Annotated in this window: 15 protein-coding genes; 7 read left to right on the plus strand and 8 right to left on the minus strand. The window is 71.0% G+C overall.

Annotated elements, in window-relative coordinates; genetic code table 11:
• Nucleotides 1-91: 91 nt before the first annotated feature.
• The 6 genes from pqqB to ACZ63J_RS26845 all read right to left on the minus strand — a co-directional run bounded on the left by pqqB (nt 92) and on the right by ACZ63J_RS26845 (nt 4510).
• On the minus strand, nt 92-925 hold the full coding sequence (gene pqqB / locus ACZ63J_RS26820; RefSeq protein ID WP_465439653.1) for a pyrroloquinoline quinone biosynthesis protein PqqB: 834 nt from the start codon (nt 923-925) through the stop codon (nt 92-94).
• Complete coding sequence (gene pqqE, locus ACZ63J_RS26825) at nt 922-1986, minus strand: pyrroloquinoline quinone biosynthesis protein PqqE (RefSeq protein WP_465406450.1); 1065 nt, start codon at nt 1984-1986, stop codon at nt 922-924. The genes pqqB and pqqE overlap by 4 nt, the downstream gene beginning before the upstream one ends.
• Complete coding sequence (pqqD, locus tag ACZ63J_RS26830; protein ID WP_465406448.1) at nt 1977-2243, minus strand: pyrroloquinoline quinone biosynthesis peptide chaperone PqqD; 267 nt, start codon at nt 2241-2243, stop codon at nt 1977-1979. Before pqqD ends, pqqE begins: the two co-directional genes overlap by 10 nt.
• Complete coding sequence (pqqC, locus tag ACZ63J_RS26835) at nt 2240-2929, minus strand: pyrroloquinoline-quinone synthase PqqC (RefSeq protein WP_465336321.1); 690 nt, start codon at nt 2927-2929, stop codon at nt 2240-2242. The genes pqqD and pqqC overlap by 4 nt, the downstream gene beginning before the upstream one ends.
• 3 nt (nt 2930-2932) lie before the next feature.
• Entirely contained in the window at nt 2933-3028 is a 96-nt protein-coding gene (pqqA, locus tag ACZ63J_RS26840) for a pyrroloquinoline quinone precursor peptide PqqA (RefSeq protein ID WP_465312752.1), read from the minus strand.
• A gap of 117 nt (nt 3029-3145) precedes the next feature.
• Nucleotides 3146-4510 (minus strand): WS/DGAT/MGAT family O-acyltransferase, encoded by a 1365-nt coding sequence (locus tag ACZ63J_RS26845; protein WP_465406446.1) that lies wholly within the window; start codon nt 4508-4510, stop codon nt 3146-3148.
• A gap of 80 nt (nt 4511-4590) precedes the next feature.
• On the opposite strand from ACZ63J_RS26845, the gene ACZ63J_RS26850 reads away from it, so the two are divergent.
• From ACZ63J_RS26850 to ACZ63J_RS26875, 6 genes are all read left to right on the plus strand, one after another.
• The gene (locus tag ACZ63J_RS26850; protein WP_465406445.1) at nt 4591-5769 is read left to right on the plus strand and encodes an NAD(P)/FAD-dependent oxidoreductase; all 1179 of its coding nucleotides are present in this window, start codon (nt 4591-4593) and stop codon (nt 5767-5769) included.
• 71 nt (nt 5770-5840) lie between these two features.
• On the plus strand, nt 5841-7445 hold the full coding sequence (locus ACZ63J_RS26855) for a thiamine pyrophosphate-binding protein (protein ID WP_465406456.1): 1605 nt from the start codon (nt 5841-5843) through the stop codon (nt 7443-7445).
• Nucleotides 7442-9475: a hydantoinase/oxoprolinase family protein gene (locus ACZ63J_RS26860; protein ID WP_465406443.1), complete on the plus strand. Its 2034-nt coding sequence runs from the start codon at nt 7442-7444 to the stop codon at nt 9473-9475. Before ACZ63J_RS26855 ends, ACZ63J_RS26860 begins: the two co-directional genes overlap by 4 nt.
• Nucleotides 9472-11172, plus strand: coding sequence for a hydantoinase B/oxoprolinase family protein (locus ACZ63J_RS26865; protein WP_465406441.1), 1701 nt, complete (start codon nt 9472-9474; stop codon nt 11170-11172). The genes ACZ63J_RS26860 and ACZ63J_RS26865 overlap by 4 nt, the downstream gene beginning before the upstream one ends.
• A gap of 1 nt (nt 11173) precedes the next feature.
• Nucleotides 11174-11959, plus strand: coding sequence for an SDR family NAD(P)-dependent oxidoreductase (locus tag ACZ63J_RS26870; protein ID WP_465406440.1), 786 nt, complete (start codon nt 11174-11176; stop codon nt 11957-11959).
• A 4-nt stretch (nt 11960-11963) separates the two neighbouring features.
• The gene (locus ACZ63J_RS26875; RefSeq protein WP_465312746.1) at nt 11964-12644 is read left to right on the plus strand and encodes a GntR family transcriptional regulator; all 681 of its coding nucleotides are present in this window, start codon (nt 11964-11966) and stop codon (nt 12642-12644) included.
• Here ACZ63J_RS26875 and ACZ63J_RS26880 read toward each other — a convergent pair.
• A complete protein-coding gene (locus tag ACZ63J_RS26880; protein WP_465406438.1) occupies nt 12596-12850 on the minus strand; it encodes a hypothetical protein in 255 nt (84 codons plus the stop codon). The two genes, ACZ63J_RS26875 and ACZ63J_RS26880, sit on opposite strands and share 49 nt — an antisense overlap.
• Before the next feature lie 83 nt (nt 12851-12933).
• On the opposite strand from ACZ63J_RS26880, the gene ACZ63J_RS26885 reads away from it, so the two are divergent.
• Nucleotides 12934-13911 carry a helix-turn-helix domain-containing protein gene (locus ACZ63J_RS26885; RefSeq protein ID WP_465406436.1) on the plus strand — a complete coding sequence of 326 codons (978 nt, stop codon included), beginning with the start codon at nt 12934-12936 and terminating at the stop codon, nt 13909-13911.
• 3 nt (nt 13912-13914) lie between these two features.
• On the opposite strand, the gene ACZ63J_RS26890 is transcribed toward ACZ63J_RS26885, so the two are convergent.
• Nucleotides 13915-15888, minus strand: a complete 1974-nt coding sequence (locus ACZ63J_RS26890; RefSeq protein WP_465406434.1) for an NPCBM/NEW2 domain-containing protein — start codon at nt 15886-15888, stop codon at nt 13915-13917.
• Nucleotides 15889-16029 lie beyond the last annotated feature (141 nt).

Consider the following 16029-nt stretch of genomic DNA (forward strand, 5'->3'; position numbering starts at 1 on the left):
CACCCGCTACGCCAAACGCGCTGCTTACTACCAGGCCGAACTCACCATCGCAGCGATCGTTCTTTGGCTCCGATGACTTACAGGACAGCGCCTAGAGCGAAAACTCCGTGCCGTCCGCCGGGAGCAGTGCGCCGGCGGTCAGCACTGTGGCGTGCTCGGGGGATGTCGGGTCCAGCACCGGGTTCGTGTTGTTAACGTGCGTTAACGCCCAGCGTGGTCCTGGCCGCTCGGTGATGTGGGCCAGGCTCGCGGTGATCGGGAGATGCCCCATCGCGAGCTGGTCCGGCCCGTCGACACCGGCCATTTCGTCCGGCGCGTAGAACGTGCCGTCGAGCAGCACCAGAGATGCACCCTCCACGAACGAGTCGAAGCCCGGCGGCCAGCTCTTCAGGCACGGCGCGTACACCAGCACACCGCCGGTGACGGGGTCCTCGATCCGGTAGGCGACCACCCACGGGCCGTCCTGCGCGGCTGCGTACTTCGGCCGCTTGTCACTCACCGGAAGGCACGCGACGCGCAGTCCCGGCAGGTCCTCCGGCGGCCGCCAGTCCCAGCCGCCGTAGCTGTCGAGGATTGCGCGCACCGGCGAGAGCCCCTGCCGCACCGCGTCGGGCGCCCACACCGGGAGGCCGCCCGACTCGCGCAGCATCAGCAAACCCAGCGAGTGGTCCAGCTCGGCGTCGGTGAGCAGCACCCCGCGCACCGGGATCTCGCGCGGGCCGGGCCCGGCCCGCAACGCCGGCGTGGAAAGGATCTGGGACCGGATGTCGGGTGAGCAGTTGAGGAGGTACCAGCCGGCGCCGTCGGCGCTCACCGCGACGCAGTCCTGCGTGCGCGGCGGGAGTCCGGACGTGCACAGCCGGCACGCGCAGTTCCACTGCGGACACCCGCCGCCCGCGGCGGTGCCGAGCAGGATGACCTTCACCGGCGCATGACCAGCTCGGACGTGCCCGGCCGGGACAGGATCAGGTCGACGACGTCGCGCCGCGGCGACCGCGAGCACACCGGGTCGGTTGCCGCGGCGTCGCCGGTGAGCAGGAACGCCTGGCAGCGGCAGCCGCCGAAGTCGAGCCCGCGGCGGTCGCACGTGCGGCACGGCCCGGCCATCCAGTCCTCGCCGCGGTAGGCGTTGAAGGACTCGGAGCGGTACCAGATGTCGGCGAGCGGGGTGTCCCGTACCGAGGACAGCTGCAGTGTCGTGATCGCCGACGCCGCCGGGCAGGGCAGCACGGTGCCGTCCGGCGCGACGGTCAGCTGCCGCGCGCCCCAGCCGTACATGCACGGTTTCGGGTACGGCTCGTAGTAGTCGGCGACGACGTAGACGATCTCCATCGTGCCGCGCAGCCGCGCGACGGCCGCGCGCACGATCGGCTCGGCGGCCTCGAGCTGGCCCGGCGTCGGCATCAGCGCGTCGCGGTTGCGCAGCGCCCAGCCGTAGTACTGGGTGTTCGCCAGCTCCAGCCGGTCGGCGCCCATCCGCTCGGCCAGGGCGATGATCCCGGCCAGCTCGTCGTGGTTCTGCCGGTGCAGCACGACGTTCAGCGACAACGGCAGCCCGGCCGCCTTCACGAGCGCGGCCGCGGCGAGCTTCCGGTCGTGCGCCTTGGCTCCGGCCAGCAGGTTCGCGCGCTCCCGCGTCGCGCCCTGCGCCGACAGCTGGATGTGCGCCAGGCCGCGTTCGACGAGGTCGTCCAGCCGTGCCGCGGTGAGCCCCAGCCCGGAGGTGACGAGGTTGACGTAGCAGCCGAGTTCGCTGGCGTGCGCCACCAGCTCCGGCAGGTCGGGGCGGGCCAGCGGTTCACCGCCGGACATGTGCACCTGCAGCACGCCCAGCTCACGCGCCTGCGAAAGCACCGAAATCCAGTCCTCGGTGGACAGCTCGGCGTCGCGCGACACGAGTTCAAGAGGATTGGAGCAATAAGGACAATGCAACGGGCAACGGTGGGTCAGCTCGGCGAGCAGGCCGAGTGGCGGGGTCACGTCCATGCGACGACCCGCCGTTCACCCAGCCGGGACAACACGTCGAGGACGTCGTCGGCCCGGACGCCGGAAAAGCGCTTTCCCAGGACCGTCGTGATTTCGGTGACGGATCGCGCTCCGTCGCAGAGTTCGAGCACTGCGGCCGCCGTCGCGTTCGGCACCAGGACACCTTCGGGGAACAGCAGCACGTGCGTCTCCCGGACGTGGTCGAAAGACAGCCGCACACCGCGGCGCAGCTGCGGGACGGACGCCGCGGTGATCATCCTGCCGCCCGTTCGATCGCGTCCAGCATGGTCCACAGGACGTCGCACTTGAAGGCCAGTGCGGCGATCGCGCGGTCCTGCTGCTCGCGCGTGACGCAGTGGCGGACCACGATGTCGAGAGTGTCCTTGCCCTCGCCGGAGACCTTGTCGATCCGGTTGGTGAAGTAGGCGAGGTCCGCGGGCGCGATCCACGCGTAGTTCGCCAGCATGTCCGCGACGCGCTGCTGCATCAGGTGCCCGGCGAACATCTCGGTGAGGCCGGAGGCGACGGCCTCCCACCACGGCTTGGTGCGCGCGAAGTTCACGTAGGCGTCGACGGCGAAGCGGACACCGGGGACGACGTGGCGCTGGTCGAGCACCTCGTCGCGGTCGAGGCCGACCGCGGCGCAGAGGCGCAGCCAGCGTTCGGCGCCGCCGTCCCCGGCGGTGGTGCCGTCGTGGTAGACGATCCGGTCGAGCCAGTGCCGCCGGATCTCCGGCAGGGGGCAGTTGCTGATGATCGCCGCGTCCTTCTGCGGCAGCGCCTGCTGGTAGTACCAGCGGTTGGCCGCCCAGACGCGCAACCCGCGCTCGGTCAGCTCACCCGCGTGCAAGCGGTGGTGGAACGGGTGCGTGCCCCAGTACCGGCCGGAAAGACCGCGCAGCTCAGCTGTGAATGCGCTTTCCGGCAATGGCTCGACGGTCATGGTTCAGTCCGCCATGCGGGCCGCGTAGGCGGTCACCTCCATGGGAGTTTCGTATTCGACGAAGTCGGGCGTGGTCCACACTTCGGTGCCTTCGGTCATTTCCTGCTCCTCTCGCGGAACTGATCTCCGCCACCGTAGGAGCGTGGAGAGCGAACTGGCCAGAGCAGTTCGGAAACTTTCCTTCCTATGGCCGAGTGTGGGTGCCGCTCACCGGTGCTACCTGACCGCGGCCTCCAGCTCGACCAGCGCCGTGTCGAGGTGCGTCAGGATCCGCTGCAGGTGCGGCACGCTGCGGCGGCAGCCGGTGACGCCGAAGTCGAGGTTGTCGCCGTTGCTGGTCAGCGTGATGTTGACGGCCTGGCCGTCGAGCAGCACCGACGCCGGGTAGATGCCGTCGAGCTGGGCACCGTTCCAGTACATCTGCTTGCGCGGGCCGGGCACGTTCGAGATCACCAGGTTGAACGGCGGGCGCGTGTTGTTCACGACGCCCGGGATGGGCGAGACGCCCAGCTGCGCGACGTTAACGGCCGATAACAACAGCGTCTGCAACGGCGTCAGCTCCGAGAACAGCCGCTTGCCGTTGCGCATGGACTGGTGGATCGTGACGAGCCGCTTGCCCGCGTCCGGCAGGTCGGTGGCGAGGTTGCACAGCAGCGCGCCGATGTTGTTGCCCGACGCTTCGCCGGGGTCGTTCTGGCGGCGCAGCGACACCGGCACCATCGCGACGAGCGGCGCGTCCGGCAGCGCGCGCTGTTCGATGAGGTAGTCCCGCAGCGCGCCGGAACACATCGCGAGCACCACGTCGTTGCGCGACACTCCGCCGGCGGTGGCGACCTTCCGGACGCGGTCGAGCGACCACGACTGTGCCGCGAACCGCCGCGCGCCGCCGATCGGGACGTTGAACATCGTCCGCGGCGCCTGCCCCGGCAGGGTCACCGTGTGCTCGCTGAACGCCTCCCGCGCCACCTTCATCGCGGCGGGCGCCAGGCCGGCGAGCTGGTTGACGGTCTTGCCCGCGGTCTCGAGGAGCGAGCGAGGGCTCTTGGCGGGCTTTTCACCGGGTTTGCGCCGGCTGCCCCACCACGGCGGGCAGTCCAGGTCACCCGGGTCGTCCGACAGCGTGCCCTGCAGCTGGCGCAGCGCGGAGACGCCGTCCATCAGCGCGTGGTGCACCTTTGTGTAGACGGCGAAGCGGCCGTCGGCCAGGCCTTCGATGAGGTGCGTCTCCCACAGCGGGCGGTGCCGGTCGAGGAGGGTGCTGTGCCAGCGTGACGTCAGCTCCAGCAGCTCGCGGACGCGGCCCGGCTGCGGCAGCGCCGAGTGCCGGAAGTGGTAGTCGAGCTCGAGGTCGGTCTCGGTCGTCCAGGCGACGTGCCCGAGTGTGTTGACCGGACGGGCCGGGCGGCGCCGGAACACCGACCGCATGTTGTCCGATTCGAGCAGGTTCCGGCGGACGTCGCGCAGGTAGTCCGGGCCCGCGCCGTCCGGTTTCTTGAACAGCTGCAGACCGCCCACGTGCATCGGATGCTCGCGCGTTTCGACCAGGAGGAACATCGAGTCGGTCACGGGCATCATCGCCATGGGACATCACCTTCCGCACTCGGCACGCCGACTCTACGCGCTCGGCGACCGTGGGTGGATCACGTTCTACATTGGCGAGTATGACCGTCCGCGGCGCTGGGGAAACGTCCTTGCCACCGATGGCCGAGTGCGTCGTGATCGGCGGCGGGGTGATCGGGGTGAGCTGCGCGTTCCGGCTGGCCGAGGCCGGAGTGGACGTCCTGCTGCTGGAGCGCGACGGCCTGGGCGAGGGCTCGACGGCGAAGGCGGCCGGCGGCATCCGCTCGTCGTTCACCAGCGGTGTCAACGTCGAGCTGGGCCTGCGCGGGCTCGCGGCGTACAGCGCTTTCTCCGACGACTTCGGCGTCGAGATCGACTTCAGGCGGGACGGCTACCTGTACCTGCTCACCGACCCCGCGGACGTGCCCGCATTCGGACATTGCGCAGAGCTGCAACAGGCGCACGGTGTCCGGAGCTACCTGCTCGAGCCCTCCGAAGCGAAGAGCGTCATGCCGCTGCTGGAGACGGACGGGCTGGTCGCCGCGCTCTGGTCGCCGGGTGATGCGAAGGCGACTCCGGACGCGGTCGTGCAGGGCTACGCGAGAGCTGCGCGCGCGAAAGGCGCGGAGCTGCGCACCGGCGTCGAGGTCACCGGCATCGAGCGGGACGGTGACCAGTTAACCGGCGTTAACACGACGGCGGGGTTCGTCCGGACCGGTGCGGTCGTGTGCGCTGCAGGTGCGTGGTCAGGGCGCGTCGGGGAGCTGGCCGGGCTGGACCTGCCGGTGCGTCCCTTCCGGCGGCAGGTCGTCTTCACCGGACCTGTGCCCGACCTGCCGGAACAAGTGCCGCTGACCATAGAGATGCCGTCCGCGTTCTACTTCCACCGGGAGGGTGCAGGTCTGGCGATGTCCGTTTGCGACGACGACGGCTTCCCGGGCTTCGACACCCACTACGAAGCCGGCGAGTGGCTGCCGCGGCTGGTCGAGGTGGCCGGGCGGCGGATTCCGGCCGTGCTCGACGCCGGGGTCCGGACCGCCTGGGCCGGGTTGTACGAAATGACGCCGGACCGCAACCAGATCATCGGGGAAAGCGTCCTCCTGTCGCGGTTCTTCTACGCGACCGGTTTCTCCGGCCACGGCTTCCAGATGGGCCCGGCCGCCGGGGAGCTCGTCCGGGACCTCTACCTGGGGCGACCGCCGGCCGTGGACATCGCCGGGCTCGACGTCCGGCGGTTCGAAGGCGCCGATACCGCACCGGCCGAGCGCAACATCGTCTAGGGGCTGATTGCCAGATCGTTCAACGATCTGGCAGTATCCGGGCCGTGGCTGTGAGTGGTGCTCGGGAGCTGGTGGACGCGCTGAAAACGCTCGGGACCGAGATCGTCTTCGGGCTCCCGGGAGTGCACAACCTGCCGTTGTGGGAGGCGCTCGCCGAGACCGACATCAAGCTCGTCGGGGTCCGGCACGAGCAGACCGCCGGCTACGCGGCCGATGGGTACGCCCGCGCCACCGGCAAGCTCGGCGTCGCGCTGGTGACCACCGGGCCGGGCGCGGCGAACACCCTCGGCGCGGTCGGCGAGGCCATGGCGTCCGCGGCTCCGGTGCTGATCATCGCCACCGACATCCCTTCGACGCTGCGGCGTCCGGGTGTTGTGCGCGGGGTGCTGCACGAGACGTCCGACCAGCAGGCGATGTTCGCGCCGGTGACCAAGGGCGGTTTCACCGTGCGGGCCGCCGACCAGATCGGCACCACCGTGCACCGCGCGGCGCGGCTCGCGTTGCAGCCGCAGAGCGGGCCCGTCTACCTCGGCGTGCCGACCGACTACCTGCGCGAGACGGTGCCGCACCGGCGTCCGCCCGCGCCGCACCGCAAGCCCGAGAGCGACGTCCCCGATCTCGCGCGGGCCGAAGCGATGCTGTCCGACGCGCGCAACCCGCTGATCTGGGCCGGGGGTGGCGCGCTGCGGTCGGGCGCGGGGGACGCGATCGGCGCGCTCGCCGAGAAGATCGCCGCGCCGGTGATCACCACCTTCGGCGCGCGCGGCCTGCTGCCGCTCGACCACCCGTGCCTGGCGCCGAACCCGGTGCACACGCCGGAGGTCGGGGAGCTGTGGGACGAGGCCGACGTCGTGCTCGCCATCGGCACCGACTTCGACGGCCTGATGACGCAGAACTGGCTGATGCCGAAGCCGCGGCAGCTCATCGCGGTCAACGTCGACGCCGACGACGCCGCCAAGAACTACCCGCCGGACCTGACGCTGGTCGGGGACGCGCGGGCGATCGTCGAGCGGCTGCTGCCGAAACAACGGCCGGGGCTGAACGACATCACGTTGCGGCTGGCCGGGATCGGCCGCCGGGTGCGGCAGCGGATCCGCGAGGAGGAGCCGCAGGCCTACGACTTCCTGTCCACTTTGGACGAGGTGCTGCCGACGAACGCCGTGCTCGTCTCCGACATGTGCGTCGCGGGGTACTGGATCGGCGGCTTCCACCGGGTGCGGGCGCCGCGCAAGCTCGCCTACCCGATGGGCTGGGGCACCTTGGGGTACGGCTTCCCGGCGTCGCTCGGCGCCGCCGCCGCGGGGGTCGGGCGCGCCATCTGCATCACCGGGGACGGTGGTTTCCTTTACGCCTGCGGAGATCTCGCGACGCTCGCGCAGGAACAGCTGCCGGTCACGGTGGTCCTGGTCGACGACGGCGGGTACGGCATGCTGCGCTACGACCAGGAACGCGAGGGGCTCCCGCGTCGCGGGGTCGACTGGGACAGCCCGGACTTCGTCGGCCTCGCGCGGTCCTTCGGGGTGCACGCCGACCGCGTGTCCGGGTTCGGGCGGGCGTTCCGGCGGCTGCTCGGGGAGTTCGTCGAGTCGGACGAGCCGAACGTGCTGGTGGTGAAGGCCAAGCTGAAGCCGCCGCTCAACACCTCGCCGCGGTGGTACCGGAAGGCCGCGGGATGAGGATCGGCGTCGACATCGGCGGCACGTTCACCGACCTCTGCGCGGTGGACGAGACCGGGATCGTTGCGGTCGGCAAGGTCCTGACCACGCACGACGAGCCGGCCCGCGCGATCGCGCAGGCACTCGACGCGCTGCTGGCGGACGCCGGGATCGTCGCCAAGGACGTCGAGCAGGTCGTGCACGGGACGACGCTGGTGACCAACGCGCTGATCGAGCGCAAGGGCTCGCGGACCGCGCTGCTCGCGACGGCGGGCTTCCGCGACGTCCTGGAGATGCGGCGCGAGCACCGGTACGAGCTCTACGACCTGCACCTCGAACTGCCCGCGCCGCTCGTGCCACGGCACCTGCGTTTCGACGTCCCGGAGCGGATTCTCGCCGACGGGTCCGTCCACACCGGACTCGACGAGGCGCACGTCGCGCGGCTGGGCCGGGAGCTCGTGGCACGCGGCATCGAAGCGGTCGCGGTCTGCTTCCTGCACTCGTTCACCAACCCGGCCCACGAACGGCGCGCCGCCGAGATCCTGGCCGAGGCGGCGCCCTCACTCAGGGTGGCGTTGTCGTCGGACGTCGTCCCGGAGATCCGCGAGTTCGAGCGCGCCTCGACCACGGTCGCCAACGTCTACGTCCAGGACCTCACCGAACGCTACCTGCGGGACCTCGAAAACCGGCTGCGGCGGCTCGGGATCAGCGGGGCGCCGCTCATCATGCTGTCCAACGGCGGTCTGGCCACTGTGGACACCGCGGCCCGGCACCCGATCCGGATCCTCGAGTCCGGCCCGGCGGGCGGGGCGCTCGCGGCGGCCGCGATCGGACCCGGCGACCTGCTGGCCTTCGACATGGGCGGCACCACGGCGAAACTGTGCCTGATCGCCGGCGGCGCGCCACTCGTGACGCACCAGTTCGAAGTGGACCGCAAGTACCGGCTGCTCCCGGGATCGGGGCTGCCGGTGCAGGTGCCGGTCACCGACATGATCGAGATCGGCGTCGGCGGCGGCTCGATCGCCCGGATCGACGCGCTCGGCCTGCTGACCGTCGGGCCCGACTCGGCGGGCTCCGAGCCCGGGCCGGTCTGTTACGGCCGGGGCGGCGCCGAGCCCACCGTGACCGACGCCGACCTGGTGCTCGGTTACCTCGACCCGGGGTACTTCCTCGGCGGCAGCATGACACTCGACGCCGCGGCCGCGCGGTCGGCCGTCGCGGAAAAGATCGCCGCGCCGCTCGGCGTGAGTGTCGAAGAGGCCGCCTGGGGCATCCACACGAGTGTCAACGAGGACATGGCGAACGCCGCGCGGGTGCACGCCGTCGAGCGTGGCCAGGACCCGGCGAAGCTGCCGATGTACACCTTCGGCGGCGCGGGCCCGGTGCACGGCGTGGGTGTCGCCCGCGCGCTCGGGGCGCCGTCGGTCGTCGCGCCGCCCGCCGCCGGAGTGCTCAGCGCGGCCGGGTTCCTCACCGCTCCGCTCGCGTTCGACTTCGTCCGGTCGGCCCGCGCGGCCGTGCACGACCTGGCGTGGGAGCAGGTCGACGCACTGTTCGCCGAGATGGAGGCCGAGGGCGCGGCGTTGCTCGCGAAGTCCGGTGTGGACGAAGTGACCCATCGCCGGATCGCCGAGATGCGCTATTCCGGGCAGGGGTACGAAATCCGCGTGCCGGTTCAGGACGGCAGCTGGCCGGACACCCTCATCGAGGAGTTCACGGCCACCTACCGCGCGCTCTACCGGCGCACCGGGCCCGAGGTCGGCGTCGAGGTGCTGAACTGGCGGGTCGTCTCGAGCGGGCCCGCACCGGACGTCACGTTGCGGCTCAAGACACGAGTGACCAGCGGTGACGCGCGCAAGGGCACCCGCAAGGCCTACTTTCCCGCCGCCGGGGGATTTGTCGACACGGCGGTCTTCGACCGGTACCGGCTCGAACCGGGCGTGCGGATCGACGGACCGGCCATTGTGGAAGAACGAGAGTCCACTGTGGTCGTCCCACCCGGCGCGCACTGCGTCGTCCGGGAGGACGCCGCGCTGGAGGTGACGGTGTGAGCGTCGACCCGATCCTGGTCGGACTGTTCGGCAACCGGCTGCACTCGATCCTCGCCGAGCAGCAGAACGCGCTGGTCAACACGGCTTTCTCCGCGGTGGTCCGGGAATCGCTCGACCTGGCCTGCGCGGTGTTCGACTCGCGCGGGGAGATGATCGGCCAGTCCGTCGGCGGCACGCCCGGCCACATCAACGCGATGGCCACCGGCATGCACCACTTCGTCGCGGCCTACCCGCCGGAGACACTCGAACCCGGTGACGTGCTGCTCACCAACGATCCGTGGCAGACCGCCGGGCAGATCAACGACATCACCGTCGCGACGCCGGTGTTCCGGCGCGGCCGGCTCGTCGCGTGGTTCGCGTCCTGTTGCCACGCGCCGGACATCGGCGGCAGGCTCGTCTCCGCCGAGGCGCACGAGGTCTTCGAAGAGGGCCTGCGGCTGCCGATCCTCAAGTTCCTGCGCGTGGGTGAGGTCAACACCGATCTGGAACGGCTGATCCGCGCCAACGTCCGGACGCCGGAGGAGACCATCGGCGACCTGTACGCGCAGGTCACCGGCAACGAGGTCGGTGCGGCGAGCCTGCTGCGGCTCCTGGACGAGTTCGGGCTCGACTCGCTCGACGACGTCGCCGCGGAGATCATGAACCGGTCCGAGAAGGCTCTGCGCGACGCGCTGCGGGAGCTGCCGGACGGCACGTACACCAACGAGATCGCTACTGACGGCTTCGACGACGAAGAAGTCGTCCTGCGGGTGACGGCCACTGTGGACGGTGACGAGATCCACCTCGACTTCGCAGGTTCGTCGCCGCAGAGCCGCCGGGGGATCAACGTCGTCCTGAACTACACGCGCGCGTACGCGTCGTTCGCCGTCAAGGCGGCGATCTCGCCGGAGGTGCCGCACAACGCCGGGTCGTTCCGGCCGGTGCACGTCACCGCGCCCGAAGGTTCGGTGCTGAACTGCCTGCCTCCCGCGCCGGTCGCGTCGCGCCACCTGATCGGGCACTTCCTGCCGTCGCTGCTGATCGGCGCGCTGCCCCGCACCGCGATCGCGCCGAGCGCCGACGCGCTGTGGATGACCATCTGGCGTGGTCCCGGGTTCATGCTCAACGTCTTCCAGACCGGCGGGACGGGCGCCCGGGTGGACAAGGACGGCCTGAACACCACCGGTTTCCCGAGCGGGCTGCGGTCGACGCCGACCGAGGTCATCGAGACGATGGCGCCGCTCGTCCAGCACACTCGGGAGCTGCGGGCAGACTCCGGCGGCGCCGGACGGTGGCGCGGCGGTCTCGGTCAGGTGACCACGATGGCGGTCCGTGGCTCGGAAGCGTGGAGTGTCAACGGGAACGTCGACCGGGTGCGCGCCGAAGCGTCCGGAGTGGACGGCGGCAGGCCGGGCGCGGTCGGCCGGTTCGGGCTGCGCGAAGGCGACGACTTGCCCGCGAAGAGCCGGGTGACGCTGGCCGCGGAGTCCGTTGTGGACGTCACGCTGCCGGGCGGCGGCGGGTACGGGCCGCCGTTCGAGCGGCCGGTGACAGCAGTGCTCGCCGACGTCGTCGAGGGGTACGTCTCGGTGGCGGCGGCGCGTGCGGTGTACGGCGTCGAGGTGCGTTACCTCGGGGAACCGGACGCGCTCGTCCGGCTGCCCGAGGACTACGAGGTGGACGACGAGCGGACAGCTCGGCTGAGGGCAGGGGAGTGACATGAGTCGGTTGGCCGGCAAGGTGGCGGTCGTGTTCGGTGGTGCGCGGGGCATCGGCCTCGCGACGGTGAAGGAGTTCCTCGCCGAAGGCGCCACAGTGTTCGCTTCGGACATCCGCGAACCCGCGGAACGGATCGACGGGTACCGCCACTCCATTGTGGACGCCACGGACGAGGACCAGGTCGCGGCGTTCGTCGACGGTGTGATCGCCGAAACCGGGCGGATCGACGTCCTGTTCAACAACGTCGGCGGCCACCTCGGCAAGCCGCTCGCCGACACGACGCTGGCCGAGTTCGACGGCATCTTCGCGCTCAACGTGCGCGCCGCCTTCCTCGGCACGCGCGCCGTGCTGCCGCACATGATCGAGCGTAAGGCCGGCAGCATCGTCACGACGTCGTCGAACGGCGGGGTGATGGGCCGCCCCGGCGACCCCGTCTACAACGCCACCAAGCACGCGCTGGTCGGGCTGACGAAGTCGATCGCCGTCGCCCACGCCCACCAGGGCATCCGCGCCAACACGGTGAACCCCGGCGCGATCGACACGGACATGCTGCGCGGCACGCTCAACTCGCCGGAGGAGTTCGAAACCAAGCAGCACCAGCTCGTCGCGAGCACCCCCGCGGCGCGCGTCGGCGAAGCCTGGGAAGTCGCGAAAGCGGTCGTCTTCCTGGCGAGCGACGAGTCGCGGTTCATCAACGGCGTGGTGCTCCCGATCGACGGCGCGAAGGCCGCGGGCGCGCTGCCGGGTAACCGCTACAGCCTCGATTTCGAGCTCGGCGTCAGGTAGCGCCGTGTCCGTCGATGCCTCGGGGCTGGAGAGCGAGCGGCACCAGCTCGAACGCAGTGGCACCGCCGAGCGGGTCGCCGCGATCCTGCGCCAGTACATCACCGACGGCGTGTTCGCCCCCGGTGAACGGCTGTCCGAGCCGGTGATCAGCTCGGCGCTCGGCGTCTCGCGCAACACGCTGCGCGAGTCGTTCCAGCTGCTGGCCCACGAGCGGCTGGCGGTGCACGAGCTGAACCGCGGGGTGTTCGTGCGCGAACTGACCGTCGAGGACATCGAAGACCTGTACGTCGTGCGCCGCGCTACCGAATGCGGGGCGCTGCGCCGCGCGGCCGAGCTGCCCGCGGTGGACCTCGGCCCGGTCGAGCAGGCCCTGCGGGACGGCCGGACGGCGGCGCGGGCCGCGGACTGGCCGGCGGTCGGCACCGCGAGCATCCACTTCCACCAGGCCCTCGTCGACCTCGCGGGCAGCGAGCGCATCTCCGCGACCATGCGCCAGGTGCTCGCCGAAACGCGGCTGTTCTTCGTCCTCAACGAGAACACGCGGGAGTTCTACGAGCCGTTCCTCGACTGCCACGAGAAGATTCTGCGCGACCTGCGGCGAGGCCGGTTCGCCGCGGCGGAGTCGGCGTTGGACCGCTACCTGCGTGACGCCGAAGCCCGGCTGCTCGCGCTCAGCGAGTCCTGAACCGTCGGGTAAACGATCGTTAACGTGTACAGCTCGCGGGACGTGACGGCCCGGTACGTCCCGTCGGCGCCGGCGGACCAGTGGTGCCGGGTCACCGTGCCGACGACGTGGGTGACCGCGTAGCCGAGGGGACGCGCCTCGGCGGCCGGCGCCCCGGCGAGGACCAGCGCGGCCACGGCGGCGGTGGTCTTCGCGCGGGCGAACATGCGTCCACTGAACCCTCCGCGAGCACCGGACCGGAAAGGATTCGAGCCGGTTCAAATCGGGCGGCCGGTGTTACCGTCGACCGGTGTTCACGCTGCGGGTCGACGCCGAGACGGTGGCCAGGACCCGCTTTTCGCCGTCCCCGGCTTCGGAGTCCCTGGCGTGGCTGAAGCTCACCGCCGCCGCGGGACGCCACCCCGTGTTCGGCGATCCCGGCCCGCTCGCCCGCGCGGCGCTCGCGCACCCGGACGTCGCCCTGCTCGCGGGCCTGCTGCCGCGCCCGGGTGACGTCTACACGCCGGACCTGCTCACCCCGCAGCCCGGCGCCGCCACCCGGCCCCGCGACCTGCTCGACGAGCAGCTCGCGCGGATCGAAACGACCGCGCCGGACGAGCTCGAGGAGCAGGTCTTCACCTACACCCGGGCGCACTGGAGCCGGCCGCTGCCGGTCACGACCCGCCGCGTCGCGGACTCGGGACGGCTGGCGCGACGGCTGGCCGCCGGCCTCGCGCGGTTCTGGCGGGAGGCCCTGGCCGAGGGCTGGGCCGAGCTGAACTCGATCATCGAGCAGGACATCACCCACCGCGCGAACACCATCACCCGCCACGGGATCGGCGGTGTGCTCGGCAGCCTCCACCCCGGCATCGGCTGGACGGGCCGCACGATCACCTTCGCCGCGACCTGGAACGGCGAGATCGACAGCACCGGCCGCGACTTCGTGCTCGCGCCCGGGGTGCTGAGCTGGCCGGGCTTCGCCGTGCAGGTCGACGTGCCCGGCCAGCTCGTGCTCTACTACCCCGCCCACCGCGTCGGGACCGGCCGCGACCACCGGCGCGGCAAGCTGGCGCAGGTGGTCGGCGCCGCCCGGGCGGCCCTGCTGGCCGACCTCGAGACCGCGAGGTCGACCGCGGAGCTCGCCACCCGGATCGGCTACGCGCCCGGCACCATCTCCTACCACCTCGGCGCGCTGCACCGCGCCGGGCTGGTCAGCAAGGTCCGTGACGGGCGGTTCGTGCTCTACCAGCAGACGCCGCAGGCCGTGGTGCTCCTGGAAGAGGCCTGAGACTCAGCAGGTAACTGTGGCGTTCGCCCAGTCGGCGTGGTCGTTGGTGTTGCCGTCCCCGCCGTCGTTCACCTCCAGCTCCAGCACCTGGACGCCGGAAAGCTGCGCGTCGAGCGGCTGCGCTTTGTCCCCGGGATGCATGACACCGGTGGCGGCCAGCTCCTTGCCGTCGCCGAGGAGGCGGAAGCCCGCGCTGCCGCCGGAGTTCTCGTCGTCCATGCCGACCAGCGCGCTGACCGAGGTGCAGGACGCGCCGACGTAGATCCGGACGCTCGACGGCGCGTGCGCGCCGATGCCGTCGTCGTAACCGGTGCCGGCGATGGTGATCCGGTGGCCGTCACCCGCCTTGCTCTCGCCGTTGCTGGTCCCGCGTTCGACCGGGCCCCAGCCGTTGTCGGAGGACATCCACGCGGCCTTCGACAACGCCGTCGTGCCCGCCGCGGGCCGCGTGACCAGCGGTGACGTGCCTTCCGACGTCAGCTCGCGCTTGCCCCACGCGGTCAGGTAGCTCGTCTTCGCGGTGAGTGTGACCCGCTCGCCGGTCGGGCCGGCGGGTTTGAAGGTGACGTCGTGCTGCCAGGACTTCCCGGGCAGGACGAACGGCGTGGTGAAGGAGCCCGGGCCGGCCAGCTGCCAGCCCGCGGGCGCCGTGATGCTCGTCCGGACGGCCGCGATCGGCGTGCTGCCGTCGTTGGTGACCTTCAGCGTCGCGGTCAGCGGCCGGTCGGCGGGCACGTAGTCCGGGGCCGGGAGGGCGAGCGTGGTCATCGGCGCCGCCGCCGGGTGCGTCGACGGCCAGACGCGGAAGACGGCCGAGCCGTGCGACGGGACGGCGGCGCGGAGAGTGCCCGCGGTTTCGGACTCGGTGCCGCTCCAGAGGTCGCGGACGCGATAGGTGTGGCTCTTGAGACCGAGGTCCTTCGCCGTGGTGCGCAGCTCCGCCGTCGCCGAGCCGCGATTGAACAGCACCACCGCGGCCGAGCCGTCGGACATCGGCTTCGCCCAGACCTCGGTGTCGCCGTCGTCGCGTATCTTGTGGCCCTGCGTGCCGGCCCAGTCCTGGTCCAGCGCGATGACGTCCCGGTTCTCCAGGATCTTCTTGGTGGCCGGCGACATCGCGGGCAGGTCGTTGCCGGCCAGCAGCGGCGCGTTCAGCAGCGCCCACAGCGCGAAGTGCGAGCGGTACTCGGCGTCGGTCATGCCGCCGTTGCCGACCTCGAGCATGTCCGGGTCGTTCCAGCCGCCCGGTCCCGAGTACTTCTCGAGCCCGACCTGCTGGTCGAGGATGCCGGTCATGCTGCCCCAGTTGTCGCTGATGTCGCCGGTGGTGCGCCAGAGCTGCGCGCCCGCGTCGCGGCCCCAGGTCCACGGGTCGTTCTCGCCCCATTCGCAGAGCGCGTAGATCATCGGGTGACCGGTCTTCTTGATCGCGTCGCCCATCTTCGTGTAGCGCTCGATCGCGTCGCGGCCCTCGTTGTTGCAGTTGTCGTACTTGAGGTAGTCGACACCCCAGTCGGCGAACGACTGCGCGTCCGCCTCCTCGTGGTCGAGCGCGCCGGGCATCGTCTTCTGGCAGGTCAGCGTGCCCGCGCTGGTGTAGATGCCGAGCTTGAGGCCGAGCCCGTGGACGTAGTCGGCGAGCGCCTTGATGCCGTGCGGGAACTTCTCGTGGTTGGGCTCGAGCTTGCCCTCGGCCGTGCGGTTCTGTTCGGCCCAGCAGTCGTCGATGTTGACGTACTGGTAGCCCGCGTCCTTCATGCCGGACGACACCAGTGTGTCCGCGGCGCCGCGGATCAGGTCCTCGTTGATGTCACAGCCGAACTTGTTCCAGCTGTTCCAGCCCATCGGCGGGCGCTCGCCGACGCGCTGCGCGGCGAAGTACTGGGGTTCGGCGGCCTGGGCGGGCGTGGCTTGGGCGACGGTGACGACGGTGGTGCAGGCGGCGAGCGTGGCCGCCAATCCAACAAGACGACGCATAGGTCCCTCCGGGAGTGCGCAACTTTGCACAGACTCACTCAACAATGAACAGGATGGGAGTGACTGTCGTCTACGTCCGTTAGTAGGTAATCCATTTCCCGGTCAGCGGGAGGTAGAAAGGGGGCCGGACGCCGAGCCCGA

Source organism: Amycolatopsis sp. NPDC104863 (assembly GCF_055582965.1).